Origin of the sequence: Olleya sp. 1-3 (assembly GCF_002836085.1) — a bacterium.
Lineage (GTDB): Bacteria > Bacteroidota > Bacteroidia > Flavobacteriales > Flavobacteriaceae > Olleya > Olleya namhaensis.
The window spans coordinates 392,375-418,603 of the sequence record NZ_PJBW01000058.1 but is presented as its reverse complement, the minus strand read 5'-3'; the positions used below and the strand labels follow the sequence as shown (position 1 = coordinate 418,603).

Annotated in this window: 24 protein-coding genes; 4 read left to right on the top strand and 20 right to left on the bottom strand. The window is 33.6% G+C overall.

Going from position 1 to position 26,229, the window contains the following annotated elements:
• Window positions 1-164: 164 nt before the first annotated feature.
• From rpsI to CXF54_RS14900, 8 genes are all read right to left on the bottom strand, one after another.
• Complete coding sequence (rpsI, locus tag CXF54_RS14935; protein WP_090838045.1) at window positions 165-551, bottom strand: 30S ribosomal protein S9; 387 nt, start codon at window positions 549-551, stop codon at window positions 165-167.
• A complete protein-coding gene (gene rplM / locus CXF54_RS14930; protein ID WP_090838043.1) occupies window positions 551-1,006 on the bottom strand; it encodes a 50S ribosomal protein L13 in 456 nt (151 codons plus the stop codon). Before rplM ends, rpsI begins: the two co-directional genes overlap by 1 nt.
• A gap of 225 nt (window positions 1,007-1,231) precedes the next feature.
• On the bottom strand, window positions 1,232-2,674 hold the full coding sequence (gene mptB / locus CXF54_RS14925) for a polyprenol phosphomannose-dependent alpha 1,6 mannosyltransferase MptB (RefSeq protein ID WP_317044454.1): 1,443 nt from the start codon (window positions 2,672-2,674) through the stop codon (window positions 1,232-1,234).
• A 95-nt stretch (window positions 2,675-2,769) separates the two neighbouring features.
• Window positions 2,770-4,260: a cellulose synthase family protein gene (locus CXF54_RS14920; RefSeq protein WP_101204112.1), complete on the bottom strand. Its 1,491-nt coding sequence runs from the start codon at window positions 4,258-4,260 to the stop codon at window positions 2,770-2,772.
• On the bottom strand, window positions 4,257-4,949 hold the full coding sequence (locus CXF54_RS14915; protein ID WP_101204111.1) for a glycosyltransferase family 2 protein: 693 nt from the start codon (window positions 4,947-4,949) through the stop codon (window positions 4,257-4,259). The genes CXF54_RS14920 and CXF54_RS14915 overlap by 4 nt, the downstream gene beginning before the upstream one ends.
• Window positions 4,946-5,782 carry a toxin-antitoxin system YwqK family antitoxin gene (locus CXF54_RS15745; protein ID WP_157823478.1) on the bottom strand — a complete coding sequence of 279 codons (837 nt, stop codon included), beginning with the start codon at window positions 5,780-5,782 and terminating at the stop codon, window positions 4,946-4,948. The genes CXF54_RS14915 and CXF54_RS15745 overlap by 4 nt, the downstream gene beginning before the upstream one ends.
• A gap of 16 nt (window positions 5,783-5,798) precedes the next feature.
• On the bottom strand, window positions 5,799-7,388 hold the full coding sequence (locus CXF54_RS14905) for a 4Fe-4S binding protein (RefSeq protein ID WP_101204110.1): 1,590 nt from the start codon (window positions 7,386-7,388) through the stop codon (window positions 5,799-5,801).
• Between the two features lie 11 nt (window positions 7,389-7,399).
• Entirely contained in the window at window positions 7,400-8,704 is a 1,305-nt protein-coding gene (locus tag CXF54_RS14900) for an NAD(P)/FAD-dependent oxidoreductase (RefSeq protein WP_101204109.1), read from the bottom strand.
• A 197-nt stretch (window positions 8,705-8,901) separates the two neighbouring features.
• On the opposite strand from CXF54_RS14900, the gene CXF54_RS14895 reads away from it, so the two are divergent.
• The 4 genes from CXF54_RS14895 (at window position 8,902) to CXF54_RS14880 (ending at window position 12,853) form a co-directional block, all read left to right on the top strand.
• Complete coding sequence (locus CXF54_RS14895; protein WP_317044453.1) at window positions 8,902-9,621, top strand: DUF547 domain-containing protein; 720 nt, start codon at window positions 8,902-8,904, stop codon at window positions 9,619-9,621.
• A gap of 40 nt (window positions 9,622-9,661) precedes the next feature.
• Window positions 9,662-10,528, top strand: a complete 867-nt coding sequence (locus CXF54_RS14890; protein ID WP_090838030.1) for a hypothetical protein — start codon at window positions 9,662-9,664, stop codon at window positions 10,526-10,528.
• 72 nt (window positions 10,529-10,600) lie between these two features.
• Window positions 10,601-11,599, top strand: a complete 999-nt coding sequence (locus tag CXF54_RS14885) for a glycoside hydrolase family 113 (RefSeq protein WP_101204107.1) — start codon at window positions 10,601-10,603, stop codon at window positions 11,597-11,599.
• Window positions 11,600-12,853 (top strand): outer membrane protein assembly factor, encoded by a 1,254-nt coding sequence (locus CXF54_RS14880; RefSeq protein WP_101204106.1) that lies wholly within the window; start codon window positions 11,600-11,602, stop codon window positions 12,851-12,853.
• Here the strand turns inward: CXF54_RS14880 and CXF54_RS14875 are convergent.
• The 12 genes from CXF54_RS14875 to CXF54_RS14820 form a co-directional block, all read right to left on the bottom strand.
• Window positions 12,850-13,539: a TIGR04283 family arsenosugar biosynthesis glycosyltransferase gene (locus tag CXF54_RS14875; RefSeq protein ID WP_090838025.1), complete on the bottom strand. Its 690-nt coding sequence runs from the start codon at window positions 13,537-13,539 to the stop codon at window positions 12,850-12,852. The genes CXF54_RS14880 and CXF54_RS14875 overlap by 4 nt on opposite strands.
• A 32-nt stretch (window positions 13,540-13,571) precedes the next feature.
• Entirely contained in the window at window positions 13,572-14,468 is an 897-nt protein-coding gene (locus CXF54_RS14870) for a DUF547 domain-containing protein (protein WP_101204105.1), read from the bottom strand.
• Window positions 14,465-15,346: a sterol desaturase family protein gene (locus CXF54_RS14865; RefSeq protein ID WP_101204104.1), complete on the bottom strand. Its 882-nt coding sequence runs from the start codon at window positions 15,344-15,346 to the stop codon at window positions 14,465-14,467. Before CXF54_RS14865 ends, CXF54_RS14870 begins: the two co-directional genes overlap by 4 nt.
• A gap of 48 nt (window positions 15,347-15,394) precedes the next feature.
• Complete coding sequence (arsM, locus tag CXF54_RS14860) at window positions 15,395-16,363, bottom strand: arsenosugar biosynthesis arsenite methyltransferase ArsM (RefSeq protein WP_101204103.1); 969 nt, start codon at window positions 16,361-16,363, stop codon at window positions 15,395-15,397.
• Window positions 16,364-16,419: 56 nt separating this feature from the next.
• A complete protein-coding gene (locus CXF54_RS14855) occupies window positions 16,420-17,232 on the bottom strand; it encodes a purine-nucleoside phosphorylase (protein ID WP_101204102.1) in 813 nt (270 codons plus the stop codon).
• A complete protein-coding gene (locus tag CXF54_RS14850; RefSeq protein ID WP_101204101.1) occupies window positions 17,213-17,836 on the bottom strand; it encodes a TIGR04282 family arsenosugar biosynthesis glycosyltransferase in 624 nt (207 codons plus the stop codon). The genes CXF54_RS14855 and CXF54_RS14850 overlap by 20 nt, the downstream gene beginning before the upstream one ends.
• A 314-nt stretch (window positions 17,837-18,150) precedes the next feature.
• Window positions 18,151-18,666 carry a rhodanese-like domain-containing protein gene (locus CXF54_RS14845; RefSeq protein ID WP_101204221.1) on the bottom strand — a complete coding sequence of 172 codons (516 nt, stop codon included), beginning with the start codon at window positions 18,664-18,666 and terminating at the stop codon, window positions 18,151-18,153.
• Between the two features lie 4 nt (window positions 18,667-18,670).
• Window positions 18,671-19,498: a metallophosphoesterase family protein gene (locus CXF54_RS14840; RefSeq protein ID WP_101204100.1), complete on the bottom strand. Its 828-nt coding sequence runs from the start codon at window positions 19,496-19,498 to the stop codon at window positions 18,671-18,673.
• Window positions 19,483-20,817 carry a sodium:solute symporter gene (locus CXF54_RS14835; RefSeq protein ID WP_090838011.1) on the bottom strand — a complete coding sequence of 445 codons (1,335 nt, stop codon included), beginning with the start codon at window positions 20,815-20,817 and terminating at the stop codon, window positions 19,483-19,485. Before CXF54_RS14835 ends, CXF54_RS14840 begins: the two co-directional genes overlap by 16 nt.
• Window positions 20,818-20,820: 3 nt before the next feature.
• Complete coding sequence (locus tag CXF54_RS14830; protein WP_101204099.1) at window positions 20,821-22,266, bottom strand: SusD/RagB family nutrient-binding outer membrane lipoprotein; 1,446 nt, start codon at window positions 22,264-22,266, stop codon at window positions 20,821-20,823.
• 10 nt (window positions 22,267-22,276) lie between these two features.
• The gene (locus CXF54_RS14825; protein WP_101204098.1) at window positions 22,277-25,468 is read right to left on the bottom strand and encodes a SusC/RagA family TonB-linked outer membrane protein; all 3,192 of its coding nucleotides are present in this window, start codon (window positions 25,466-25,468) and stop codon (window positions 22,277-22,279) included.
• A gap of 41 nt (window positions 25,469-25,509) precedes the next feature.
• Window positions 25,510-26,196 carry a DUF2064 domain-containing protein gene (locus CXF54_RS14820; RefSeq protein ID WP_101204097.1) on the bottom strand — a complete coding sequence of 229 codons (687 nt, stop codon included), beginning with the start codon at window positions 26,194-26,196 and terminating at the stop codon, window positions 25,510-25,512.
• Window positions 26,197-26,229 lie beyond the last annotated feature (33 nt).

Sequence of the window (26,229 nt, the reverse complement as noted above, 5' to 3'; positions counted from 1 at the left end):
TCGCCTTAATTATTTAGATGCTAGACTAAATCCTGTGTATTTTGTTTTTAAAGACACTAGGACAACAATAACTGTGTTTATACTGATTTTACATCAGTACCTTTTAATTTAGTTTGAATATGAACAAGAATCTGTAAAACAAATTTTGTACATGATTCTGGATATTAACGTTTAGAGAATTGGAATTTCTTACGCGCTTTTTTCTGTCCGAATTTTTTACGCTCAACCATTCTTGGGTCTCTTGTCATTAATCCTTCAGGTTTCAATACTAATCTGTTTTCTGGATCGATTTCGCACATTGCACGAGAGATCGCTAAACGGATAGCTTCTGCTTGACCTGTAATACCACCACCAAATACGTTTACTTTAATATCAAATACACCTTCATTCTCTGTTAAAGCTAATGGTTGGTTTACTTTGTATTGTAAAGTTGCAGTATCGAAGTAGTCTTTAATGTCTTTTTTGTTAATCGTAATATTACCTTTTCCTTCAGATAGGTAAACACGAGCAACTGCGGTCTTACGACGACCAATTTTGTGAATTACTTCCATTACTTGAATTCGTTTAAGTTAATTACTGTTGGCTTTTGCGCTTCATGAGCATGAGCTGTACCAACAACAACATTTAAATTACGGAATAATGCTGCACCTAATTTGTTTTTAGGTAACATTCCTTTTACTGATTTTTCTACTAACCTTGCTGGATCTTTTCCGAACATTTCTGTAGCAGTTAAACTTCTTTGTCCACCTGGGTAACCTGTGTGACGAATGTACGTTTTGTCATTCCACTTGTTTCCTGATAAGTTGATTTTTTCTGCATTGATAACAATTACGTTATCTCCACAATCAACATGCGGTGTGAAGCTAGGCTTGTGCTTTCCTCTAATTAGTTTTGCAACTTTAGAAGACAAACGCCCTAATGTTTGACCTTCTGCATCTACTAAAACCCACTGCTTATCTACAGTAGCTTTGTTTGCTGAAATCGTTTTGTAGCTTATTGTGTCCACGTTATTAATTATTTTTTATTAAACATTCCTCTCTCAAAAAGAGTTTGCAAATTTACGATTATATATTTGATTACCAAATAGTGATGCAACTTTTATTTAATAAGTCTGTTGATATCTTTTGGGCAATCTTAAACTGTTGATACTATATTATGTAAAGTTGCTAATCTTTATATTGGTATAAGCTAACAACGTTTTTGAAAGGTGTTTTATTTTTACGTTTTAATTTTATTTGATCTCTAAACGTCTACCTTTTGTAAATAATTCGAAAATTATTATCGCATACACTACTAAATACTCGGCGCCAATGATCCATAAATTCTCTGTATTATCGGCGTTGGCGTATGCCAAATAACTTATAATAACTATAAAGCTCCAAACTATTGCGTATTTATAATTTGTAAATACGGATAGTAATAAGATAGACGCGATGTACCAAGGGTGAACTGTAGTACTTAGCAGTAAGTATATTGTAAAAGCAATTAGCATACTTTTTACTAAGGTACTAAATACTTGGTTTTTTCTAAATAGTGCAAGGCACCAGATAGATGTAAATATTATGACAGGTAATATTTTACCTATTATTGCTATTTGATTATAGCCTGTTATAAAATAACCAACTTCTCTTGCTAAATAATAGAGGCTTGCGTTAAACTCGAAATTACCAAACCATAACCCTACAGTTTTAGAATAGTTATTTATAAACGTCATTGAGAAAAACGGTGCAAATAACAAAAGTGTTGCTGTCCCTATTATTAAATAAAAGCTAATTAGTTTTTTCAAATCTATTTTAGCGTGATTTTCTTTAAGCCTAAACCATTTTATAAATAATGGTAAAAATAGTAACGGGACTAATTTTGTCGAAATAGATAACGCAAAGACAACTGCAGCCCATTGCCATTTGTTTTTATGTAATAAGTATAAACTTAGGATTAAGAAGAATAACATTACACCTTCAAAATGTAAATTACCTGTTAGTTCTATTATAATAAATGGGTTTAAGATGTACCAGAATATTTTATGTTGGGATAGTCCGAGTCTTTTTAATAGCTTGGCACCAAAATAAAGGGTTCCGATATCTGCTGCTATTATTATAAGTCTTAATCCTATTACTGATCCTAATATGTTTGATGAAGAGAATAGATTGGCTACAATAAAAAGTAGTTGGTTTATGGGAGGGTAATTGGAGTAGTGGCTGGCATTAAGCTCTTGCATGCCTACTACTAGTTGTTGCGCTTGGCTTATTGGATACTCTCCTAATGTTATAAAACTTGCAGGTGTATGCAAGTAAGGATTAAATCCTTGCAATATCATACGTCCGTCCCAAATAAAACGGTAAAAATCTTGTGATAGATTAGGTATGGCTAGCAAAAATACTAATCTACTTATTATTGCAATACCAACTAAAAGGGTAAAGTTGTCTTTATTGTTGTTTACTATTTTAAGGAATAATCCAAATAATACAATATAAATGGAGATTAGATTGGTGTGGTCTGTTCTAGCTAAATCATAAGCAAATACACCGTACAGGCAAAAACTAGCTAGTATTAGCAGTAGTGTTAATTTGTTAGTTTTTAAAAAGAATGTATTAAGCATGATGCGTCCTGCGTTAGCGGTTGAAATGGCATCCTTTTTTGCGATATTGTAAAACAAGTCTTTGCTATTTACCAAGGGTTTGCTTTATAAAATAGTTTTAAATGAAAGCAAAACTGTATCGCAGAAAAGATATAATGGAAGACGCGACCCTTGTGGTAACGCCCAAAATATTAGGCTTTAGAGGTTAGTGATTTGAAAAACACAAATCCAAATCCTATGGTTAACATTAAGTGAAAAGGGAATAAACCAAAGTCTCCACCCTTATCTCCAACCACAAAAGCACTGTACATACCAAACGCAAAGTATAGCATTAATGCACCTTCAAAAATAACATTAATAGATATGTTTTTACGTAAATATTTATTGCCTTTCCAACTGTCTTTTATTGTACTAATATTAAATTTTGGAGTACGTACAAACTCACTACGCTTACCAATATGACCTTCTAATACTGCAATAGAGTTGTGTAAAGAAAAGCCCATTGCTATCGAGAAAAAGGTAAAAAATAGTGCGATATATTTTAAAAAGTCTTTGAAAGTATTACCATGACTTTGCTTGTACATAACCCAATAACATACAAAAAAGATAATTGTACTAACCACAAAAAAGCTCATCACATAAAAGTATGGTCTTAGGTGTGCATATTCGTTTTTAATGTATAACATCGGGATACTTAAAATACCAACTATTAGTACGTTTAAAAACATAGTACTATTTAATAAGTGTAATAACCCGTGAAGTTTAGTTTTAGCAGAAATGTTTTTACTTTTAACGACGCGTCCAAACATTTTTTGGAAGTTTTCTGCACCACCTTTGTTCCATCTAAACTGTTGTGATCTTGCTGCGCTAATTACCACAGGAAGTTCTGCAGGTGTCTCTACATCTTCTAAGTACTTGAATTTCCAGTTTTTAAGCTGCGCTCTGTAACTTAAATCTAAATCCTCTGTCAATGTATCACCTTCCCAATTACCAGCATCTAAGACGCAGGTTTTACGCCATACACCAGCGGTACCGTTAAAGTTTATAAAATGTCCTTTACTGCTACGTCCAACTTGCTCTAAAGTAAAGTGTGCGTCTAAAGCAAAGGCTTGTATTTTTGTTAGTGTGGAATAGTCTCTGTTAATGTGTCCCCAGCGTGTTTGAACCACACCAATTTCTGGATCTTTAAAAAACGGAATGGTTTTTTTAAGCCAATTTGGTTCTGGTAAAAAATCGGCATCAAAAATAGCAATGTATTCTCCTTTTGCTATTTCTAAACCTTCTTTTAAAGCACCTGCTTTAAAACCTTGTCTGTTGGTTCTAGTAATATGGACAATGTCTAATCCTTGTGCTTTTAATTGGTCTACATGTGCTTTTGTAGTGGCAACGGTCTCATCTGTAGAGTCGTCTAAAACTTGTATCTCTAATTTGTCTTTTGGATAGTCCATTAAGGCTATGTTGTCCAATAGACGATCCATAACATACAACTCGTTATAAACGGGAAGTTGAATAGTTACTAGTGGAATTTCTTCCGAGTTATTAAAGTTGAATTTTGGTCCGTTTTCTTCTTTCTTTTTTGCTGCTAGGTAATTAAACAAAAGGTTTAATTGTGCCAAGGCATACATAAAGATAAGAACTAGCGCAATGCTATAAATAATAATGGTAATGGTTTCGAGAATCACTTTTTAAAACTGTATTTAAAAATCCACGTTAGTATTTTAACGCCAGCAAATATACTACCTTTTATTGTTCCTGAAACTTTTGAGACACCAATTCTATTTCTGTAGTTTACAGGAACTTCTATATAGCTTAATTTTTGCTTTAATACTTTAAGTTGCATTTCTACTGTCCAGCCATAGGTTTTGTCTTCCATATTCAGCGCCAGTAGTTTATCATATTTAATGGCTCTAAATGGTCCTAAGTCTGAAAATTTAGCACCAAAAAAAAGTGACATTAAGGTTGTTGCTAACCAATTACCAAACACTTGTTGTGGCATCATACTGCCTTCTTCTCTTAAGTTTTTAACACGTGCTCCAATAACAAAGTCTATGTTTTGATCTATAATAGGTGCTACAATTTTGGTTAACTCTTCAGGGAAATCACTATAATCTCCATCTAAAAACACCACAATGTCAGGTTTACTATCTTGTTTAGCGATATAATCCATACCTTTTAAACAGGCGTAACCATAACCTTTATTACTTTCTTGTAACACAGTTGCACCTGCGTTTTTAGCATTAGCCTCTGTTAAATCTGTCGAGTTGTTGCTAACCACAATCACCTCGTCCACTATAGAAGGTATATCTTTAATTACATGTGCAATCGAGTCTTGCTCGTTATAGGCAGGAATGATGACTTTTATTTTGGTCATTTAAGGTCGCTTAATTTATTTTCTTTTTTGAAGGACTTTAAATCGGTCCATTCTTTTATTTTTTGTCCTGCTTTGTATTTTACAGCAGATATCAACGCTTCGTTTTTATACATTAGACAATACCCGTTTTTTTGGTTGTCTTTGAGTTGGCATTTATGATTTATTTTTTCGTTGTCATCATAAAACAACCACCATTTTACCTTTTTATCGGTTAGATAATGGCCTTCCTTTTCTTTTTTACCGCTTTCGCGGAAATATTGCCAGTAGCCAACTTTTAGGTTTTGGTTAAAGCTTCCAAATTTAGATATTACTGCGTTGTTATGATAGAATTTCCAGAATTTATTTTTTAAACCATTAAGATAATTCCCTTCGCTTTTGCTTTTAGTATTGTCGTGATATGTTTTCCAATAGCCCGTTTTAGCGCCATTTATATAACGTCCTTGACTTTTTAAATTGGTGTTTTTATGGTATGTTTTCCAATAGCCATTAGCGTTATTATTGGTGTAATTACCTTCTTTTTCTAAGGTGTTACTTTCAAAATAGTACTTCCAATACTCGGTTTTTAAATCAGATGCAAAACGTCCTTTTGCTTTTACTATGTTGTTATCATGAAAAAATATCCAGAAATCTGTTTTTAGATTGTTTTTGTAATTTCCTTTTTTTTCAACATTTCCGTTTGGATAATAATAGATCCAAAAATCGGTTTTGTTATTGTCAATAGTCCATCCTTTGGATTGTATGTTGCCATTATCAAAGTATGTGGTGACATAGGTTTTTTCCGCGTAAGCGCCAACGCTTAAAACTAAAAACAGATATACTATAAAGGGTTTCATGATTAAAAATGGACGTTTATTTTTTGTTTACAAAATCCATTAAGTCTACATCGTTACCAAGTAATACTTCTGTTGGGTTTATACGTCCTTCCATTGAGTCGTTTTCTAATTTTAAAACTCCTCTTGGGCAAACCGCACTACAAACACCACATCCAACACAACTAGAACGCACTATGTTTTCTCCTTTTTGTGCGTAAGCACGAACATCAATTCCCATCTCGCAACTGTTAGAACAGTTACCACAAGAGATACATTGTCCTCCGTTAGTTGTTATTCTAAATTTAGAAAACATACGTTGCTGAAATCCTAATATAGCTGCCATTGGACATCCAAATCGGCACCAAGAACGACTTCCTAATATTGGATAAAAACCAGTACCTATTACTCCAGAAAAGATAGACCCTATGTAAATACCGTAAGTAGATCTTAAAGCGGTTCCTTTAACAAAAAACAGTTGCTCTGTAGTAGATGTAAAATGCATGAATAATAATAATGCAATTACAACAGCATAACCTATAGCACCAGCTTTTGCATCTTTACCAAGCTCTTTACCTCTAAAGTACATTACTGCAGCAAAAATGATAGTTAAAAATACTATTACTGATGTAATAAAAACATCACGTGTTAACCAAAAGTTATTACTGTCTTTACCTAAATAGCTATATACCATAGCAGTGGTCATAACTACAGAAAACACTAAAACCGTATGTATTAACCAGCGCTCTAACTTCCAAGCAGAAAGTTTTTTTGATGATAATTGTCTAAAACTATCTCCCGCAGTTTCTGCCAATCCACCACATCCACAAACCCATGAGCAATACCAACGTTTTCCGTATTTGTATGTTAAAATAGGGGTTATTAAAAAGGTAGATACAATACCAAATATTATTAAGGCTAAACCAAGATTACCATTAGATAAAAAGCCTTTAACAGACCACTCGTCAAAAAGATAATAGTTAAGTGGCCAAACACTTTTTAGATCGTAATATGGTAAGTCATTATTCATGACATACATAAATTCTGGAATCAAAAAGGCAAACCCTAATTGAAAAAACATAACAGACATGGTACGTATTTGTTGGTAACGGTTGTGTCTATATTTTAATATAAACTTATAACCAAAAGCAAGTATTGCAATAGTATATAATGATCCGTACACAAACCATTGGCTAGCATTACGTCCACTTAATAAATTACTTAAAGGGTCAAATAAACCAACCAAACCAGTATTTGGAGCGCCATCTTTGGCTAATCCTAAATATTGTGGGTAAAAGTATAATACAATATAAAAGCTTGTTAATATTATACCTAAAGCCCAACCCCAAAAACCTCTGGAGGAAATGGATTTAAACCAGGTACCGTCGTTTTTTATTCCTTCTAATTTTGTTAAATAGGCTTCTCTAGAATAAATTACAATACCTACTGAAATTAGTCCGATAGCTAAGGTTAAAAATAATGCGGTATTAGGTAGATTTACATTAAATAAAGCTAGCGCTAGTATTAATAATCCAACAAGTCCAATACCTAAAGCAAACTTTTGTTTTGTTGATATATGAAACGCATCAGGAGATGCTAATGACATACTATGGTTTAATTTATTACTCATATCTGGAAAGGTTAGGCTGTTTGCATTTGGTTATTGTAAGTCTCTAAAATTTGATTTTCAAAATGTTTGTAAAATTCTGGATCAAAATTGGCTTCTTTTAAATGATTGATAACATAATCAACGTCACGTTGTTCTGTCAGCCATGTGTCAAACGTTTCATGACGCATTCGGATTCCAAAAGTATTAATACCTAAAAACGCTTTAGTGTCTTTGTTGTAGGCTACGGTTATACATTTGGTGTCGTCTTCATGTTTCCAATGGAAGTGTTTTTCGTATTCTGGACGTCCACGCTCTCCAAATACCCAACCGTAGGTTTGGTATTCGATATCTAAAAATTTAGCACTATTAAACCAATGTCCTGGTTTGTATTGTAGTTTATTACCGCATAATGTTTGGGCTAAAGTTTCGCCCATCATACGTCCTGTATACCAAACGGCTTCAATTGGACGTCTGTTTCCAATTGCTTCGTGTTGCTCTGCACAATCACCAATGGCATACACGTCTTTAACGTTGGTCTCTAAGTAACGGTTAACTAAAATCCCTCTATTAATTTCGATTTTTGAGTCTTTTAAAAACGAAACATTAGGCGATACACCTGCTGTTAATCCAACAAAGTTACATTCTAGCTCTTCTCCAGTTTCTTCAATTATAATAGATTTGATATTTCCGTTTCCGTCCGATTTAATTTCTTTTAAATTGGTGCTTAATCTTAAATCTATATGATGGTTTTTAATATGTCTGTTAATCATTTGACTTTCGCCTTCAGGCAACACGCCATTCCAAAAACTAGATTCTCTAACTAAAAAAGTGACCGGTATGTTTCTTGAGTTAAACATTTCTGCCATTTCAATACCAATTAATCCACCACCAACAATTACTGCACGTTTGCAAGCTTTATTATCCGGAGCGATTTGTTCCATACTATCCAAATCTTGTTTGCTATATAAACCTTGCGCACCATTTAAATCTTGACCTGGCCAACCAAATTTGTTAGGTTTACTACCTGTTGCAATAATTAATTTATCATAAACTAAAGTGTCTCCTTCGGTAAATAATAAGGTTTTGTTATCTGTGTCAATACTATTTACGTATCCTTTTTTTAGCTCAATTCGGTTTTTCTCCCAAAACCAATTCTCGTAAGGTTGCGTGTGTTCAAACTTCATGTGTCCCATGTATACGTACATTAAGGCGGTTCTTGAGAAAAAATAATCCGTTTCGGCAGAAACAATTGTTATTTTTTTGTCCGATAATTTTCTGACGTGTCTTGCTAGAGTAACTCCAGAAATCCCGTTTCCTATAATGACGATGTGTTCCATAAATTTAGTTTGTTAGATAGTCTGTCGGTTTTAAAGTTAAAAACTTAATTGGATTTTTAGTTTAGAATCTTTTTAAATAACAAAAAGTGTGTAAGGTTCTAATTAAAAATAAGACGTGAATTTTATTTCTTTTTTTTTGAAAGTTTAGCGCAATTGTTAAGACTTAAAGCATGTTGTAAGTAATTAAAACTTGATAAATGATGAAAAATAACCTAATAATATTACTAGTATTCTGCGGACTGTTTTCCGCGAAAGCGCAAATCCTTGACGACTTTTTTATACAAACGGATGCCTTTTTAAAAGCACACGTGGCTAAAGGTAAAGTAGATTACAAAGCAGTAAAGGAAAACTCAGAAACTTTAACCTCTATTTTAACAATTGCTAACAAGGTGTCTGTAACAAAAGCAGATGCTAAAAACTACCAAGCCTTTTGGATTAATGCCTATAACTTATCCGTTATAAAAGGGATTGTGGATAATTATCCAATAGCATCACCTTTAGATAAATCTGGTTTTTTTGATAAAACTACATACAGTTTGGCTGGTAAAAAGGTGACTTTAAATACTATAGAAAACGAATTGTTAAGAGCTAATTTTAAGGATGCAAGATTTCATTTTGTGCTAGTTTGTGGCGCTATTGGTTGTCCGCCTTTAATTGCAGAAGCTTATATGCCAAAAACTTTGGAAGCGCAGTTGGAACAACAAACCAAATTGGCTTTAAATGGTGATTATTTTATTAAGGTTAATGATAAAAAAGAAACCGTAGCAGGTTCTGAAATAATGAAATGGTATAACGAAGATTTTGTGCAAAATGGAATGACCGAAATTCAATTTATAAATAAATACAGAACTAATAAAATACCTGAAAATTATAAGCTGACCTATTTTACGTATAACTGGAAATTAAATAAACAATAATAAAATAACGCTTTCGCGGAAATTAAAACACACACAAAACATGAGAAAATTAACCATTGTATTACTTGCTTTATCAACAACCTTTGCAGGTTTTAGTCAAGAAGATCAAACTGAAACAACTAGTAACATCCAAACATATACACCATCTAAACTATTAAGTAAAGGACAATGGGATATTAAGTTTTTTAATAACCTATATACTCAAAACGAAAGTACGTTTACATCTGGTACAGAAGCTAGAGAGACTTATTTTACATCCACAGTTGATGTGTTTACAGGACTTAGCGATAGCAACCGTTTTAATGTTGGTTTATTATTAGAATTTAGATCTAATGTTATTGGAGATCGTGATGCTTTAGATGTTTTTAAATTTGATGGAGAGACAAATACTGCACGTTCTGGATTTACATCTTTTGCGCCTGCAATTAAGTTTAACCCGATTAAAAGTGTGAGTAATTTTACCATTCAAACCGCATTTCATATTCCTTTGGTAGATAACGAAAGTGAAAATGGGGTGTTTTTAGATCAAAAAGGATTTACTTTTCAAAACCGTTTTTTCTATGATTATAATTTTAACTCTAAATGGCAATTATTTACGGAGCTTAATACAGAGTATCACTTTGGTAAAAAGGAAGAGAGTTTTGCTAATAACAGTTTAAGTTTAACACCAGGTTTGTTTTTAAGTTATTTCCCGAGTTCTAAATTTACTGTTTTAGGATTAGTGCAACATTCACAACGTATTGATACTGGTAACGATTTTGAACAAGATTTTACAGCAGTTGGTGGTGGTGCAAAGTATCAAATTAGTGACGTTTTAAATATTGAAACGTTATACACAACATTTGTAAGAGGTAATAATACAGGGTTAGGGCAATCTTTTAATATTGGTTTAAGAGCTTTATTCTAGAATAGTCATAAAATAATATGTCAAATATATCCTGCTGAAAAGCGGGATTTATTTATATTTAGTCAAAAAAAAATGCGCATTAATCCTCTATTACTTCTAATTGTGTTACTTCAGTCTTGTACGGCTCAGGTTGAAAAAATTAATGGCGTAAGTTACGTCGCACATAGAGATAGTATTATTCAAAAAAACATAGCACCTTTACTAAATATAAATGCTAATTATGCGGCCATAATGCCTTTTGCTATGATTAAAGACTTGGCACATCCAGTAGTTAATTATGATAAGGAAAGACAATGGTTTGGAGAAACCCTTACAGGTGGTAAGCAATATATTAATTCGTTAAAAAAGAACAATATTAATGCCATGCTTAAACCACAAATATGGGTATGGAAAGGAGAGTTTACTGGGTTTTTAGAAATGACAACCGAAGCCGATTGGCTAACGTTTGAAAGCACGTATTCAAAATTTATTTTAGCTTTTGCTCAAGTAGCAGAAGATACCAATACTGAGATTTTTTGCATTGGTACAGAGTTAGAAAAATTTGTTGCTGCTAGACCAGAATATTGGTCTAAGTTAATTAAAGATATTCGCGCCATTTATAAAGGTAAATTAACCTACGCTGCCAATTGGAATGAGTTTGAAAAAACACCATTTTGGAATCAGTTAGATTATATTGGTGTCGATGCCTATTTTCCGGTTAGCGATAGTAAAACTCCAACAATAGAAGAGTGTTTAAAAGGTTGGGCTAAGCATAAAGAAACACTCAAAACGTTTTCTGAAAAGTATAATAAACCTATTTTGTTTACAGAGTTTGGATACCGCAGTATAGATTATTCTGGTAAAGCACCTTGGACTGTAGACCGTGTAGAAAGTAAGGTAAATCTGGACGCTCAAGTTAATACCACAAAAGCGTTATTTAAAACCTTTTGGAACGAAGATTGGTTTGCAGGTGGTTTTGTGTGGAAATGGTTTATTAACCACGATAAAGTTGGAGGGCTGGAAAACAACCGTTTTACACCGCAAAATAAGCCCGCAGAAACTGTAATTAAAGAACATTATAAAGTAAATTAAATGAAATATTTTCTGTTTTTATTAAGCCTACTAGCAACCATTGTAATGCACTCTCAAAACATTACAGATGTGAAAATTCAAGGTAATAAAAAACTGAAATCTAGTTTTGTAAAAAAAATAGCTATAGCAAAAGCAGGAGCAGTGTTAGACTCCATGCAACTAGAGGAAGATATTAAATTATTAAAACGTTTGCCATCCGTATCTCATGCGTATTATCAAGTGTTTCCGTCGGAAAATGGCAATTATAATGTGTTTTATAATATTGAAGAAAATTTTACTATTATTCCTTCTTTTAATGTTTATACATCTAATGATGGCGAGTTTGCTTACCGTTTAGGTGTTTATGAATTTAATTTGTTAGGTCAAAATATGATTTTTGGAGGTTTTTATCAAAAGGATATTTTTAGTTCTTATGGTATTAATTTTAGAGCACCTTTTTTGTTTAGTCGTCGGTTTGGTTTGGCGGTAAATCATCAAGATTTGCAAACGTTAGAACCTGTCTTTTTTGATAATACAACATCAGATTATAAGTATAGAAATAAGTCTTTTGAAGTTTTGGGTTTATATCAACCTAATTTTAATAACCGTTTTGAATTTGGAATTAATTATTTTTTAGAAGAATATCAATACATGTCAGGAGCTACAAGTCTTAGTGTGCCTCAGGAATTAAGTGTCAAAAAATTATTATACAAGGGTATTTACGAATATAACAACCTAGATTATAATTATCAATACGTATCTGGTTTTAAGAGTCAGTTAAATTTGCAATATGTGACGTCTACTAGTGATGACTTACCCGAGTTTTTAATTGGTTGGAACGATTTTAATTACTACAAAAGAGTAGGGCAGAAAGGGAATTGGGCGACACGAATGCGTGTTGGTTTTTCTAGTAATGATGACACACCATTTGCTCCGTTTTCAGTAGATAATAATTTAAATATTAGAGGTGTCGGTAATACCATTGATAGAGGTACAGGTGCTATTGTGGTTAATACAGAGTATAGACACACCTTATACGAAAAAGGTTGGTTTGCGTTGCAAGGTAATGCGTTTGTTGATGCAGGAAGCTGGCGTAATCCAGGAGGTGATTTTGGCGATTTTAGTGACGCTGATAACTTTAGGGTTTTTCCTGGTGTTGGTTTGCGCTTTATACACAAATCTATATTTAATGCTATTTTTAGAATAGATTATGGCTACGGAGTCTCAGAAAAAGATGGTCAAGGTTTAGTCTTTGGTATTGGGCAATATTTCTAGCAAATATGTTTTTTGTAGTAATGATGCAAGTCTTCCGCAGAAGCGCCAAACCATTTTTTGACATATATTACCCAAAAGTGATATTGTAGTTTCCAAATTCCATGTTTCTCGTAGCGTCTTGCAGAGGTTTTAAGTTTGTGGTTGATAACTACAAATTCATTACGTTTATACAACTCGTTAATCAAAATATTGTCTTCGTAGATTGTATATGTTTCGTTAAAACCACCAATATCATTAAATAATGCTTTGGTAATAAATTGACTTTGATCACCACCGCGACTAGCTCTCCATGAAAATTTAGTTAACCAACTAGCCAAACGTAACCACCAATGTTTACTATCAAATTGTAACCTGAAACAACCTGCGTTATTTCCTTTTTTAATTTCTTCTAAAATTAAATGATCGTATCTGTTTGGTGGAAAAGAGTCGGCATGTAAAAAATAAAGAATGTCTCCTTTTGAAGCTTTAGCACCAATATTCATTTGTTTAGCACGTCCTTTTTCAGAATGCAACACTTTAATGTTTAAACCTAATGTATTGATAATTGAAACGGTATTGTCCGTGCTTCCGCCATCAACAACAATAATCTCTTGAATGGTGTTTAATGAGGCGTTATCAATTAAATGATATAAGAGCTCAGTAATGTGTTCAGCTTCGTTTAAAACCGGAATAATAATGCTTATCATGCTTTATTTACGTAAGTTTTATTAGATTGGTTTTAGTTATTTAAGTCCCAGTTGTAATCTTTATAGCTAATTTTAGCTTTCGCTGAAATGGTTACGTCTGTATACTTGTTTAAAAAGTCAATCAAACTGCCATTTTGCTCAAAATCTTTATCAAACCATTTAAATATTTTTGATAATTTCAAACTGTTTTCTTTGATCTCGTTACGTTTAGTATCGCTTAAAAACTGTGTAGTTGCAGCAGTTAATTGTGTTTCTAAACTTGAAGCTGTAAATGCAGTATTTTGTAATTTAGGACAAGAATAAGAGGCGCAAACAATCGCGAAGTGAATACGAGGTTCGTCCATTTTACGCAAAATTTCATGCTCAATGTCTTCTAAACTATACCATTTGTCTCCTAGTTCCCAAAGTTTTTGGCCCCAAGGGTCTTTAATGTCTTTAATGCTTTTTACAGGATAATTTTTTATAATTAAATCTATTGTTAATGCATTGTATGCATTAATCCAATAGGCTAGTTTTTCGTTTTTAGAAATAGAATCAAATTCGGGTTTGGACTTTAATAAAGCTAAAATATGTATGTATTCTAGTAATTTTTTATGATCAGTTTTAAATGATTTATAGTTTACATTTCCGTTATCAGAAACATGTTTTTGTAATAGCTCATTCCATAAAAAATGAATGTTAGAATGCTCAGTTTTAGTAAGGATTTGATTGAATTCCTTTTGAATAATAGTGTCTTTTGCTTTTATGTTTTCAGTTTCTTGAATAGTGTTTTCTTTCAGTACTAAATCATCTGTTTTAATTTCAGCGACAGCTTGCTCCTGTAAAACAGTCGATTCTTGGATTGGTTTTGTGGTGTCTTGAGCAACTTTTTTTGCATTACAACAAGAACTAAACAAGATAATTAAAATTAATACGATGCTGTTTTTCATTTTTTTAAAGGATATAATTCTTGACTAATAAAATCTTTTGGAAACGTTTCGTCACCTTCAAAACCTAACTCGATATCACGACCATCATGCGGAATGTAATTGGTTTTAAAAATATAATCCCAAATACTTAACGTGATCCCAAAGTTTACTCCATAAGTTATGTTTTTTGGTAAGTGTTTTACATGATGCCAAATGTGCATTTTTGGATTGTTAAACACATATTTTAAAGCCCCATAATCCCAACCTAAATTGGCATGATTTAAGTGCCCAACAGTGATTGCGAAAAAATGCACTATTGCTACATGTTGTGCATCAAAACCACCAATAATTGCAACAGGAATGTATAACATGGATTTATATAAAATAGGTTCCATCCAGTGGTAACGTAAATGTGCTGCAAAGCCCATTTCTTTAACACTGTGGTGTACTTTATGGAAGTTCCATAAAAACTCAAAACGATGTAATAAATTATGTGTAATCCATTGTGTAAAGTCAGAGATTATAAAAAATATAAATAAGCCTAACCATAATGGTAAATTGTCAACATCAAACAGCTGAAAGTTAGAAATAGATAAACCAACAACACCTAAAATATCATCAAAAAAACCAGCAGCAGTATTAGTTAGTGCTATTAAAATGATAAGATTTAGCAAAAAGAAATTAAAGAACATATAAAACGTGTCCAACCAAAAATCTTTACGGAAAATAGATTGGTTTTTACGCCAAGGAAACACAATCTCTAAACCCCAAACGACTAACGATATTATGATTAACCCATAAAAAAAGTTGTCCCAGTTATTTGGGAATATAATTTGGTGTTTTAGATAGTTCCAATAACCAAAATAGGCGTTTTTTATAATGTCTATATATTTTTCCATCACGCTAAATTATTGCATTTAAATAGCACATCGTGTAACATTTATTACTTAACAACAGCCACCACCATCATAGTGATCTGTAGATTGGCTAATAAAAATATCGTCTCTACCTAAAGCAGCAATGTCTCCTGCTGTTTTATCGCAGATAGCTATAGGTTGATTTTTAAGTAAAATGTGTCCTTTTTTATCATCAAAAAAGTCTTTGTCTCCATAGTAAATGGCTGCTTTACCAGTAAATATGCAAGGACCATCTTCTGGCATTGGATCTTTAATAGCAGCTATTTCTATAGATTCTATATAAATTAACTCGTCTGTTGGGTAGTTTTTAGGATCTAAAATTCTGTAAGGTTTTCTAGCTCTAATTTCTATGGTTCCAAAACCGGCATCAGTCAATGCTTTTACGTAGTCTGCAATTGGTAAACTTCCGCTTAAGCATAAAGCACGTAATCTGTCATCATTACGTAATGTGTCATTCATTTCTTGCTCACAAGTAGGATCGCTCATTACTAATTTACCATGAGGTTTTAATACACGGTACATTTCGTCAATTGCTTTCTTTAAATCTTCCGCTTTAAAAATATTGAATAAACAGTTTTGTGCTGCCACATCAATAGAATTGTCTGCTACGTTAAGATTTAAAGCATCTCCTTTTACAAGATCCACAAATTCGCTTTTAAACCAATCGTTTTGTGCTTCGGCTTCGATAAAGTTTTGACGAGACGCTTCTAGCATTTCATCTACAACATCCACACCAATAACACCACCTTTTTGACGGTTAAAATAAGCGAATTGCAATAATTCCATACCACCACCAACACCAACATATAACATTTTGGGGTTGTTAGTTAAATCTCTTGCGTTTACAGTACTACCACAACCGTAGTTCATCTCCTGCATGATTTTAGGAATCTTAAGACCTGGTAATTCCCATATAGGATTAGTGGTACAGCATAATCCAACATCTGGTGTTAAAGCAGCTTCTTTATATAAATCGTTTGTAGCATCTAAATAGCTCATTTGTTTTTTTGTTTGTAGTTGTCGGTATCAGTAGTATTAAATACTTTTTCTAACTATTATAGTGTTTCTATTAAACCTTTAAATAACGTAATCATATCTGGTTCTGCTTGATTAGCCATTTCAATAATTTCGCTAATATCTACCGGTTTTAGATTACTTGGGTCGCATTCATCTGTTAAAACTGACACAGCAGCCACTTTTAAATTTAAATGATTAGCAACAATTACTTCTGGAACAGTACTCATCCCAACAGCATCGGTACCAATAATTTTTAACATTCTGTATTCTGCTCTAGTTTCTAATTGCGGTCCAACAACGCTGGTGTATACACCTTCGTGTAATGTGATGTTGTTTGCTTTAGCAATTGCTTTAAATTTTTTGTTTATTTCTAAATCGTAAGGCGCACTCATGTCAACAAAACGTTCGCCTAATTCTTGAACACCTTTAAAGGCTAAAGGAGAACTTCCTTGAAGGTTAATATGGTCGTCAATTAGCATCAATTCACCTTTCTTAAAGTTTAAATTAATGGCTCCAGAGGCGTTAGAAACTAATAATGTTTTAATCCCTAGTTTTTCCATAACTCTAACAGGGTAAGTCACGTCTTCCAAGCTGTAACCTTCATAAATATGAAAGCGACCTTGCATAACAATTACTTTTTTACCTGCTAGATTTCCGAAAATTAATTTCCCTTTATGAAACTCGACAGTCGCTGTCGGAAAATTAGGAATATGATTATAACTTACTTCTTCTATAATCTCAATTTCGTCTGTTAATTTACCTAATCCAGTACCTAAAATAATACCAACTTCAGGATTGTTAAAACCTTTTTCTTGTAGGTATTCGACTGTTTTATTTATATGTTTTATCATGTTCTATTAAAGCTTTAAGTGTGTGGTTATTTTCAATGTCTTCGTAAGTGTCGACATCATTTAGTTGTTCTAACAAAAATACGCTTTCATTTTTTAAATTTTTAATAGTGTCATCAAATACCGTTTCGGTTCCCCAATTTTTATTTTCAAACACGTCTTTATATAGTGTTTTCATGCCTAAAAGGTAATAACCGCCATCTTCAGCAGGACCAATAGTAACGTCGTTAGTGTCCAATGCATCAAACGCTTGTGTAATATGTTTGGGTTGTAAATCGTGTAAGTCACTACCAACAATGACAATTTTAGAATAACCAGCGTCAAAACCAGCTTTAAATGCATATTGCATTCGGATACCTAAGTCGTCACCAAACTGTTGGTGTTTTTGATATATATTACTATCCCAAAGGTCGTTTTCTCTAATTTTTACCGAGTAGTATACAGCTTTGTCACTGTCTATGTTGCGTAAAACACTTTCAGTATGTTCTAGTAATTTTATATATATCGCTAAAGCGGAAGCTTCGCCGATGGTCTTGGCTAATCTTGTTTTTACTTTACCTAACTCTGGGTTTCTGGTAAAGGTTATTATTAGGTTTTTGTTGCTCATTAATTATGTTTTTATTTTGTTCATTTTGTCTTGATACACTATTTAGGATGGAATGTCTAGTAGACATTTTATTCTAAATACAAAACAAAAAAATCATGTCGAAATTAGGAAATTGTTTACGCATCATTCACTATCAGTGTTTCGTGCTTAAAGCTGCGCTTTGCATCTGCACACTTTCGTTTATTATTTCTGAATTTTGACGTTTCCGATGCTATCGGAATTTCAAGAAACCTCAAAAGCTTAGATTTTTTTTACTTCATCGAAACTTAGTTGATTTCCATTCTAATTTTTTATATGAATTTAGACGTCAAGTTCTATTCTTTCTTATTTGGTTTGACTTCAAATACATGTTCTCCTTTTGTTAACCATTTGCTCCATGCTTCATTAAAAGTGTGGACTTGTTCTGTTTCTTTTTCTTCCGAATCAACTACAATAAAATCGTTGTTTTTCCATTCGAAAATACCGCCATAAAGATTAAGTACGTTTGTGTAGCCTTCGTCTTTTAGTTTTTTTGCAATCGTTTCTGAACGTATTCCAAGTGAACAATAAACTGCTATTTTTTCATCTTTGTTACTATATATATCGGTGACTGTTTTAATGTCAAAAAAGTCATAACCAACTAATATTGCATTTTTAATATGACTCACTTCAAACTCTTTAGGCTCTCGTGCATCTAGTATAACAGCGTCAGTTTTTGGCATTGCTAATTCTTGCACAGTAATGTAAGGGACGCTATTTTTGTTATGTTTTTTTAGTAACTCATCCAGCGTGTCTTGTGCTATACTTTGTGCAGCAAAAAGACTTATAAATAAAAATAATACTGTTTTCATAGGGTTATAAATTAATTCCGAAACCTTGTAAACCACTTTCTATTGCTGGTAAAATTTCAGTGTTATCCCAAATTCCTGTAATAATGGTTCTTGCATATTCTTCTGGCAACAATCCATTTTTCATTAAACTATTGGTCAACTTATAATTATAGTCGAGGTTATGGTGTGTAAATTTCATTTCGCCATTAACATCTTCTAAAATAGCATACCATACTTGCGGAGTGCCATCATTAGCAGGCATACCAATAACACCTGGATTTAACCATAATTTTTGGTCTTGCTCATGGCTAAAAGGCAGACCGCAATGTCCAGCAATAATAACATCGCTATTGGTGGCTTCTAATGTTTTTGACTTAACAGACCAGTCTGTAGATTTAAACACAAATTCTGATACATTAAAGTAATCACCATGTACAACCGCTACTTTTTTGTTGGCATAGGTAAATGTTATATGATCAGGAATCGTTTTAAGATGTTCAATGGAGTTTTTACTCAGCTGACTTTGGGCAAATGGATACCATAGTTTTGAAAACCCATCACAACGTGACCCTTCAGTAAAGTCGCAACCACAATCTTCTTCGCCTTCAATAAGTTGTATTTCTACATTACCTAAAACACTATTTGCTTTCCATAATTTAAACAGTTGGACTGTTTCTTCTGGTTGTGCGCAATAGCCAACAATATCTCCAGTACAAATGCAGTTTTCTGGTTTGATCTCTTCTTTTTCGGCAACAGCTTTAAGCGCTTCTAAAGCTTGTAAATTACTGTAAACGCCTCCAAACAGAAGCACTTTACCAGATAATGTACCAATATGTTTTATTGTTTTATCCATCTAGGAACGAAATATAAAATGTTACAACTAAAAATACCCCAAACATTTACCCAAAGTAAATCGGCATAACGCCCTTTGGTGAAAATTAATGCCTCAGGAAAAGCTTTAAATATTAATAAAAATCCAAAAAGTAAGCCACAACCCACACTTAAATAAAAACTTATTTTGGGTACTTTATAATTCCAGAATAAAAAGATTGGTGTTAAACCAATGACCATAGTTCCGGAAATGGTGGTTGCTGATAGGATTTCGGCATTAAAAAAGATTGGAATGGTTCCTAATAAGGCAATTGCAACCATTGCTAATCTTCCAAAAGAAAGGCTTTTGCCTAAGCCTAAATCCACAGCTAATAATTTTGAAAATGATGAAAAGGTCGAATCCAACGTTGATGCTGCAGAGGTAATCATTATAAAATTAATGACTAACAATACCACCACACCAAATGCTTTTCCTACCTCAACTGCTGCTTGTCCTTTAAAACCTTGTGTTTGTGCGTAAACACCAATAATACTGAATAACACAATGCAAATGGCGCCTAATAAACTAGCCCATAAAAAGCTTTTTCTAGTCACTTTAGGAGAACTTATAAAGGCTCTGTCTGTTAAAACGGGATCGTGAAAAGGGTAACTAAACGATTGGATTATAGCTGCAAAAAACAGGTTTAAACCCAGTTCAAAACTCCAAGTTCCTGACGTTGCAATGTCTTTTGCTGTAAAATTTTCAACAGAAAAAATAGTATATAAAATAATGATTAGCAATACAGAAAACAAGACCATCTGGATCACGTCCGTAAAAATAGAACTACTCAGACCACCTTTAATAGCATAGCTTAGCGTTAGTAATGTAAATACAATTATGGCTGTGTAGTAGCTGGCACTTCCTGTTTCTCCAAAGTAAGAGCCAATAACCATGGTGTTACTCCAGACCTCATTAAACAATCTAATAATAATCAAAATAGTAAAAACAGCGACTGCTTTTTTACCAAATTTACTGGTTAAAAATTGATGGATGCTAGTGTAGCCACCTTTGGTGCGTAATTGATATATTAGTAATCCTGCAACTGCAAAACTTAAATAATATCCCGCATAAGCGACTCCGCCGACAATACCAAAGTCTAAACCTAAATTAGCCGCATTGGTAATGCTTTTAGCAAAAATCCAAGAAATAATAAGGCTTCCCGTTAGGACTAAAACGTTTGGTGATTTTTTATTGTGATTAGCTTTAAAAAACGACTCTGTAGTTTTAGCGTAAGGGGACAGTAAAAACAAGAGTAAACTTGATCCTACTACCAAAATCCATTGCCAAATTTCTGTACTCATATGTTAGTTTTCGTCCCACCAAACTGGGAAGTTTATATCGTTACCGTTTGTTGCATTTGCAGCTTGATTATAATTCTCAGCATTTAAAGCATCTTCCTCTGCAGGATAAGGCATTCTAACCGGAATTAAACCATTATTTAAACTTGCGGACACGGTGTTAAATTCAGGGAAACCTGTACGTCTATAGTCTACCCAACCTTCATAACCATTAATAATATTAGCAATCCACTTTTGAGTCATTATTTGTTGTAACGGTGTTGTGCCAACAGCATCATAAGCTGCGTTACTTGTTAAATAAGTTGCTGGTAAATCAGTCTGCCAATATTCAAAAGCTTGCGTTACTCCTGTATTGTATAACGCTTGTGCATTTGCTGTAATTAACCCTTTTTCGGCAGCTTCGGCTAGTGTAAAGTAAACCTCCCAAGAGGTCATGAAATTAGCATCTAAAACCGAGGTGTCTTCTCTAAAAGCAGTGCCTGCTAAAGAGTATTCTGCTAAAGCAATAGATGTTGATGAGGCATCAATACCATTTAGTAAACCGTTATACTCATTAGTTGTGGCGTTTTCAAAAGGTCTGAAAAAAGTGCCTATTCTGTTGTCGTTTAAGTCCGTTAATAGCTCCTCCATAGTTTCCGATAACACAAAATTATTGAAATCTCCAACACGCAATTGTGCTAGTCTAAAGCTGTTTGGGTCAGTATTGGTAAAGTTAAATACTGCGTTTTCAGCTGTAGCTGAAATAAAATCGCCTGAGTTGTATAAGGCTTGTAAGTCTTCCGAAACATCGATTTTATCCGATAGTCTCATCAAATATTTCAACTTTAAACTATTAGCAAAAGTTATCCAAGCTTGTAAATTTCCATCAAATAGAATGTCACCTTCCAAAGGAATGGCTAAGCTGTAATTTTGGATGGCTGTAATCCCTTTGTCTAAGTTGTCAAGGATTCCGTTCTCATCTAAATAAATAGATTGCTGCGTGTCATAGGCTGGCGTAACGGTTCCGTTAACACCATTAAAGGCTTCAAAATAGGGCACATCTCCAAATAAATCTGTTAATCCTGCTGCCATATACGCTTTCAGAATTAAGGCCGGACCTTCATATACTCGAAAAGTTGCTGTTGTTCTGGATTGCGTTAGTATGATTTCGTTATCACGTAAGTTTGTGTAAAAAATGGGCCAAGGATTTCCTCCTAATTGTGGCGATTTTAAATCGTGTCTGTCAAATAGGTTAAAGTCTAAAGCAGTTCTGTGTTGCGATAATAAATCACCTGCAACAAAACCTTCGTAACTCATTTGTTCTCCAAAATCGTAAATAACTTGACGTAACAACAAACTTGGTTGTACAGTGTTTGGAGCGTTAGGATTAGTATTAATGGCTTCAAAGTCCTTGGTGCAACTTGTAGTTAAAACAAGCGCGAAAAAACTTAATAAATATAATGTGTTTTTCATGATGGTGCTATTAAAAATTTAAACTTGCTTTTAATCCAAAACTACGTGATGAGGCATAACTCATGTCTTCCACACCACTTACAAAACCATCACCTTGAACCGCTAATTGTTCTGGGTCAAAATGTGGGTTTTCTGTAATAACAAACAAGTTGCGACCAATTAAGGATATGGCAATATCGCCACCTTCTTCTAAGCCTAAAAAGCCTTCTTTTAGTTTAAAATTGTAACCAATAGAAAATTGTCTCAACTTTAAGTAAGACGCATCATAGACATTATTCTCTTCATGGTTTCTGTCGTAAAATTGTCTGTAGTAGCTTTCGGCAGATACCGCTACGGTGTTAGGTTGTCCGGAAGCAGTTACACCTTCTGCAACAATACCATCTTCAGGTCTGTACTCGGTTTCTGCTAATTGACCTCCAACATTACCTAAAGCACTGGTTCTTGATACAATCTCTCCACCTTGTCTCCAATCAAACAAAAAGCTTGCAGTCCAATTTTTATAACTAAAATCGTTATTCCAACCTAATGTAAAATCTGGATTGTAATTCCCTAGTTTTTTAAGTGTATTGTCTGCTATATAGCGTCCGTCGCTATCAATTATAAATTGTCCGTCTTCGTTTTTAAGATACCCTGTACCATAAAAGTCTCCAATTTGCCCACCTTCTTCAACTTGAAACCAAACGGTTTGATTGGCACTATCGTAAATTCGGCTATAAGCCAATGTTAAACGACCATCAGCTTGCGGTAACTCTTCAATAGTTGCTTTGTTTTTTGCGAAGTTAAACGTCGTGTTCCACTTGAAGTTATTGGTTTTTATAGGTGTGATACCTGCAATAATTTCGACACCAGTCGATTTTACTTTACCACCGTTAACGACTTGTTGCTCATAACCTGAGGATATAGGAATAGGTAATGATATAATCTGGTCTTTGGTAATTGCATTGTAATAGGTAAAGTCAAAACGGATACGGTCATTTAGAAAACGTACATCTGCACCAAACTCATAATTAGTGGTGCTTTCAGGTTTTAAATTAGCGTTAGGAATAAAGTCCTGATTGCTAAAAGTTGGTTGACCGTTATAGGGTGTTTGAGAGATAAAAGCGCCCGAGGTTTGATAGGCATTAGTATCGTTTCCTACTTGTGCTACACTGGCTCTTAGTTTAGCAAATGACACCGCTTTTGGAAGTGTGGTAACATTAGATAAAATAAAGCTGGCTGAAGCCGAAGGATAGAAAAATGAAGTCCCATCTACAGAAAAAGGGGTTGCTAAAGCACTAGACCAATCATTACGTCCTGTAATATCTAAATATAGAAAGTCTTTATAGCCTAGTTTGGCAATACCGTAAAAAGAATTAATACGTTTTTTAGAGTCAAACTGAAACACTTCAATAGGAGATGCTGCATTATTTAAACTAAAAATACCAGGTTGTGCTAAGTTAACGGTTTGAGCTTGTTTTGTGGATGCCTTCTGGTCTAAACGATTTCCTCCAGCAGATACATCTACTTTAAAATCGCCAAAGGTCTTATTGTAATTTAATAAAAAGTCAGTGTTAATTTCTCTGAAAAACACATCGTGTTCTGCGTAAGCACCATTTTTAAATCGGTTGCTAGAATAACTACGTTTTAATTCTCTTTTTTCTGAAGAGTAGTCCATTCCTGTTCTTAACTGTAAACTGAAGGCATCGGTAAATTGATGCTTAAAAGCCACATTACCAAACACACGATCACGATTAAAACTGTTGGTGTTTTCGTATAAAATAAAATAAGGGTTATCAAAAAACGTGTAGTTAAAACTATATTGTTGCACACCTTCTAAACCAGGTTGCCAATAATTTTTTAAACTATTAATATCTAGACTTCGTGGACCCCAAGCCACTAAACTGTAATTTACGTTTTCACTACCATAACCGTTAGATGGTCTATTATCACTAGTTGAGTTAGTGTAAGAAATAGAGGTTGAAATCGTGGTTTTATCCGTAGGTTCAAAATTTAGTTTTGCAGCAACGGTTTGCCTGTCTAAATTGACACCAGGGATAATAGATTCGCTTCTTAAATCTGTAAAAGACAAACGGTAATCTCCTGTGTCAAACCCATTAGAGATCGCAATATTATTAATTGTTGTGACGCCAGTTTGATAAAAGTCTTTTAAGTTATCAGGATTGGATTTTAAAAGTGTTGGTGTAATAGCGTCGCCATTATATAAAGCAGTATCGCCACCACGTACAATCGTTCCGTTTGGTAACACCACAGGACTATCAAATTGCGGTGTAAAAACACCTGCATCCAATTGCGGTCCCCAAGAATAGGTAATATTGTCGTTAATACCACCACCAAGACCATCTACATATTCAAACTGACCAGAATTACCTTGTCCGTAACTATTTTGAAACTCTGGTAATCTAAAAGCAGAATCCACAAATATAGAGGTGTTAATACTAATCCCTAAGCCTTTTGACTTTTTACCACCTTTAGTTTTTATTACAATAACGCCATTAGATGCGCGCGTACCATATAAAGCAGCTGCACTTGGTCCTTTTAAAACCGAAACCTCTTCAATATCATCCGCATTAACATCCATTGCGCCATTTCCGAAATCTATTTCCTGAAAACCTGCAGCAGCTTCGTTTGTAAAGTTAAAAACTGTATTGTTATTGATAGGGACACCATCGACTACAAACAAAGGATTGTTGTTAGAGAAAGAGGCTTCACCACGAATCGTGATTTTTGAAGATGATCCAACACCTGTTGCACCTTGAGAGATCGTCACACCTGCTAATTTACCTGCTAAATTGTCTAAAAAATTAACCGCTTTAACTTCTGTAAGTCCTTTTGAAGATAAAGACTGTACCACATAACCTAGCTCTTTTGTGTCGCGTTCCAAACCTAGGGCTGTGATAACCACTTCGTCTAAACTTGAAGCATCTTCCATTAAAGCAACGTTTATAGTTGTTTGATTGGTAATGGCTATTTGTTGTGTTTTATACCCAATAAACGAAAACGATAACGTCTCCATATGGTCTAAAACAGTTATTGAATATTGCCCTTCATTATCCGTAATTGTTCCGCTGTTGTTGCTGGTAACAATGTTAACGTATGGTAATGTTTGTCCATCTTCAGCACTTGTAACGGTACCTGTAATTGTAGTTTGCGCGATGCTAAATGTAGAAACAAGAAGCAAAGCACATAAGTAAATGTGTTTCATTTAAAAAGATTAGTTTCAGTAATAAAATGACTTAAAAGTCTTTAGTTTTTAATCGAAACTAATTGTGGAGAGCCTTTATTAAAAAGGGTGTGATTTATAGTAAAATCTATAACTATAGCAGTGTATAAAAGTATCGCTTTCGCGGAAATACAAAGCTGGAGTAATACTGTTTTTACTGCTTTTGAAATAGTTTTATAGCTATTTACTATTGAAGATATATCTGAAGCCGAATCAATATCAACCAAAGTTTCTAGTAAACTGAAGTTAATATGATTTACAGATAGTAACTGTAATGTGGTTGTTTTTAACGCTGAGGTTTGCCAAGGAAGTTGACTAAAACGTTTAGTATTAAATAACGCTTTATTAAGTCCCATTAAATAAAAACCACCATCCTTAGAAGGCCCAAAGACTAACTGATTGTTATTTAGTTTTTGGTTAGCATCATTTAAATGCTTGGTTTTTAAATGAGGCGTGTCATTTCCTATCGAAATAATATTTGTAAAACCTTTGTCAAAAACGGTTTGTATTGCATTACTAAAACGTGCACCAAAAGAGGTGCCTTCTTGCTGCGTTTCAGTGAAATGAAAATAGGGTAATCCCGTTTTTTTTACCTTATTAATGGTTTCATTAGTCAATGTTTCAAACAACTGACTATCTACAAAAGATTTGCGTTTAGCATCCTCTTTAGCAGAATTTGAAAAAATTAATATGGCAGTTTTTTTTGTCATTTTTTAATTTCCGCGTAAGCGAAAACGCTATTT

Coding starts and splice junctions, on each gene's coding strand:
- rpsI (WP_090838045.1), bottom strand. CDS start 551: ATGGAAGTAATTCACAAAATTGGTCGTCGTAAGACCGCAGTTGCTCGT.
- CXF54_RS14915 (WP_101204111.1), bottom strand. CDS start 4,949: ATGACCAAAATAAAAGTCATCATTCCTGCCTATAACGAGCAAGACTCG.
- CXF54_RS15745 (WP_157823478.1), bottom strand. CDS start 5,782: ATGAAACCCTTTATAGTATATCTGTTTTTAGTTTTAAGCGTTGGCGCT.
- CXF54_RS14905 (WP_101204110.1), bottom strand. CDS start 7,388: ATGAGTAATAAATTAAACCATAGTATGTCATTAGCATCTCCTGATGCG.
- CXF54_RS14900 (WP_101204109.1), bottom strand. CDS start 8,704: ATGGAACACATCGTCATTATAGGAAACGGGATTTCTGGAGTTACTCTA.
- CXF54_RS14895 (WP_317044453.1), top strand. CDS start 8,902: ATGATGAAAAATAACCTAATAATATTACTAGTATTCTGCGGACTGTTT.
- CXF54_RS14890 (WP_090838030.1), top strand. CDS start 9,662: ATGAGAAAATTAACCATTGTATTACTTGCTTTATCAACAACCTTTGCA.
- CXF54_RS14885 (WP_101204107.1), top strand. CDS start 10,601: ATGCGCATTAATCCTCTATTACTTCTAATTGTGTTACTTCAGTCTTGT.
- CXF54_RS14880 (WP_101204106.1), top strand. CDS start 11,600: ATGAAATATTTTCTGTTTTTATTAAGCCTACTAGCAACCATTGTAATG.
- CXF54_RS14875 (WP_090838025.1), bottom strand. CDS start 13,539: ATGATAAGCATTATTATTCCGGTTTTAAACGAAGCTGAACACATTACT.
- CXF54_RS14870 (WP_101204105.1), bottom strand. CDS start 14,468: ATGAAAAACAGCATCGTATTAATTTTAATTATCTTGTTTAGTTCTTGT.
- CXF54_RS14865 (WP_101204104.1), bottom strand. CDS start 15,346: ATGGAAAAATATATAGACATTATAAAAAACGCCTATTTTGGTTATTGG.
- arsM (WP_101204103.1), bottom strand. CDS start 16,363: ATGAGCTATTTAGATGCTACAAACGATTTATATAAAGAAGCTGCTTTA.
- CXF54_RS14855 (WP_101204102.1), bottom strand. CDS start 17,232: ATGATAAAACATATAAATAAAACAGTCGAATACCTACAAGAAAAAGGT.
- CXF54_RS14850 (WP_101204101.1), bottom strand. CDS start 17,836: ATGAGCAACAAAAACCTAATAATAACCTTTACCAGAAACCCAGAGTTA.
- CXF54_RS14845 (WP_101204221.1), bottom strand. CDS start 18,666: ATGAAAACAGTATTATTTTTATTTATAAGTCTTTTTGCTGCACAAAGT.
- CXF54_RS14840 (WP_101204100.1), bottom strand. CDS start 19,498: ATGGATAAAACAATAAAACATATTGGTACATTATCTGGTAAAGTGCTT.
- CXF54_RS14835 (WP_090838011.1), bottom strand. CDS start 20,817: ATGAGTACAGAAATTTGGCAATGGATTTTGGTAGTAGGATCAAGTTTA.
- CXF54_RS14830 (WP_101204099.1), bottom strand. CDS start 22,266: ATGAAAAACACATTATATTTATTAAGTTTTTTCGCGCTTGTTTTAACT.
- CXF54_RS14825 (WP_101204098.1), bottom strand. CDS start 25,468: ATGAAACACATTTACTTATGTGCTTTGCTTCTTGTTTCTACATTTAGC.
- CXF54_RS14820 (WP_101204097.1), bottom strand. CDS start 26,196: ATGACAAAAAAAACTGCCATATTAATTTTTTCAAATTCTGCTAAAGAG.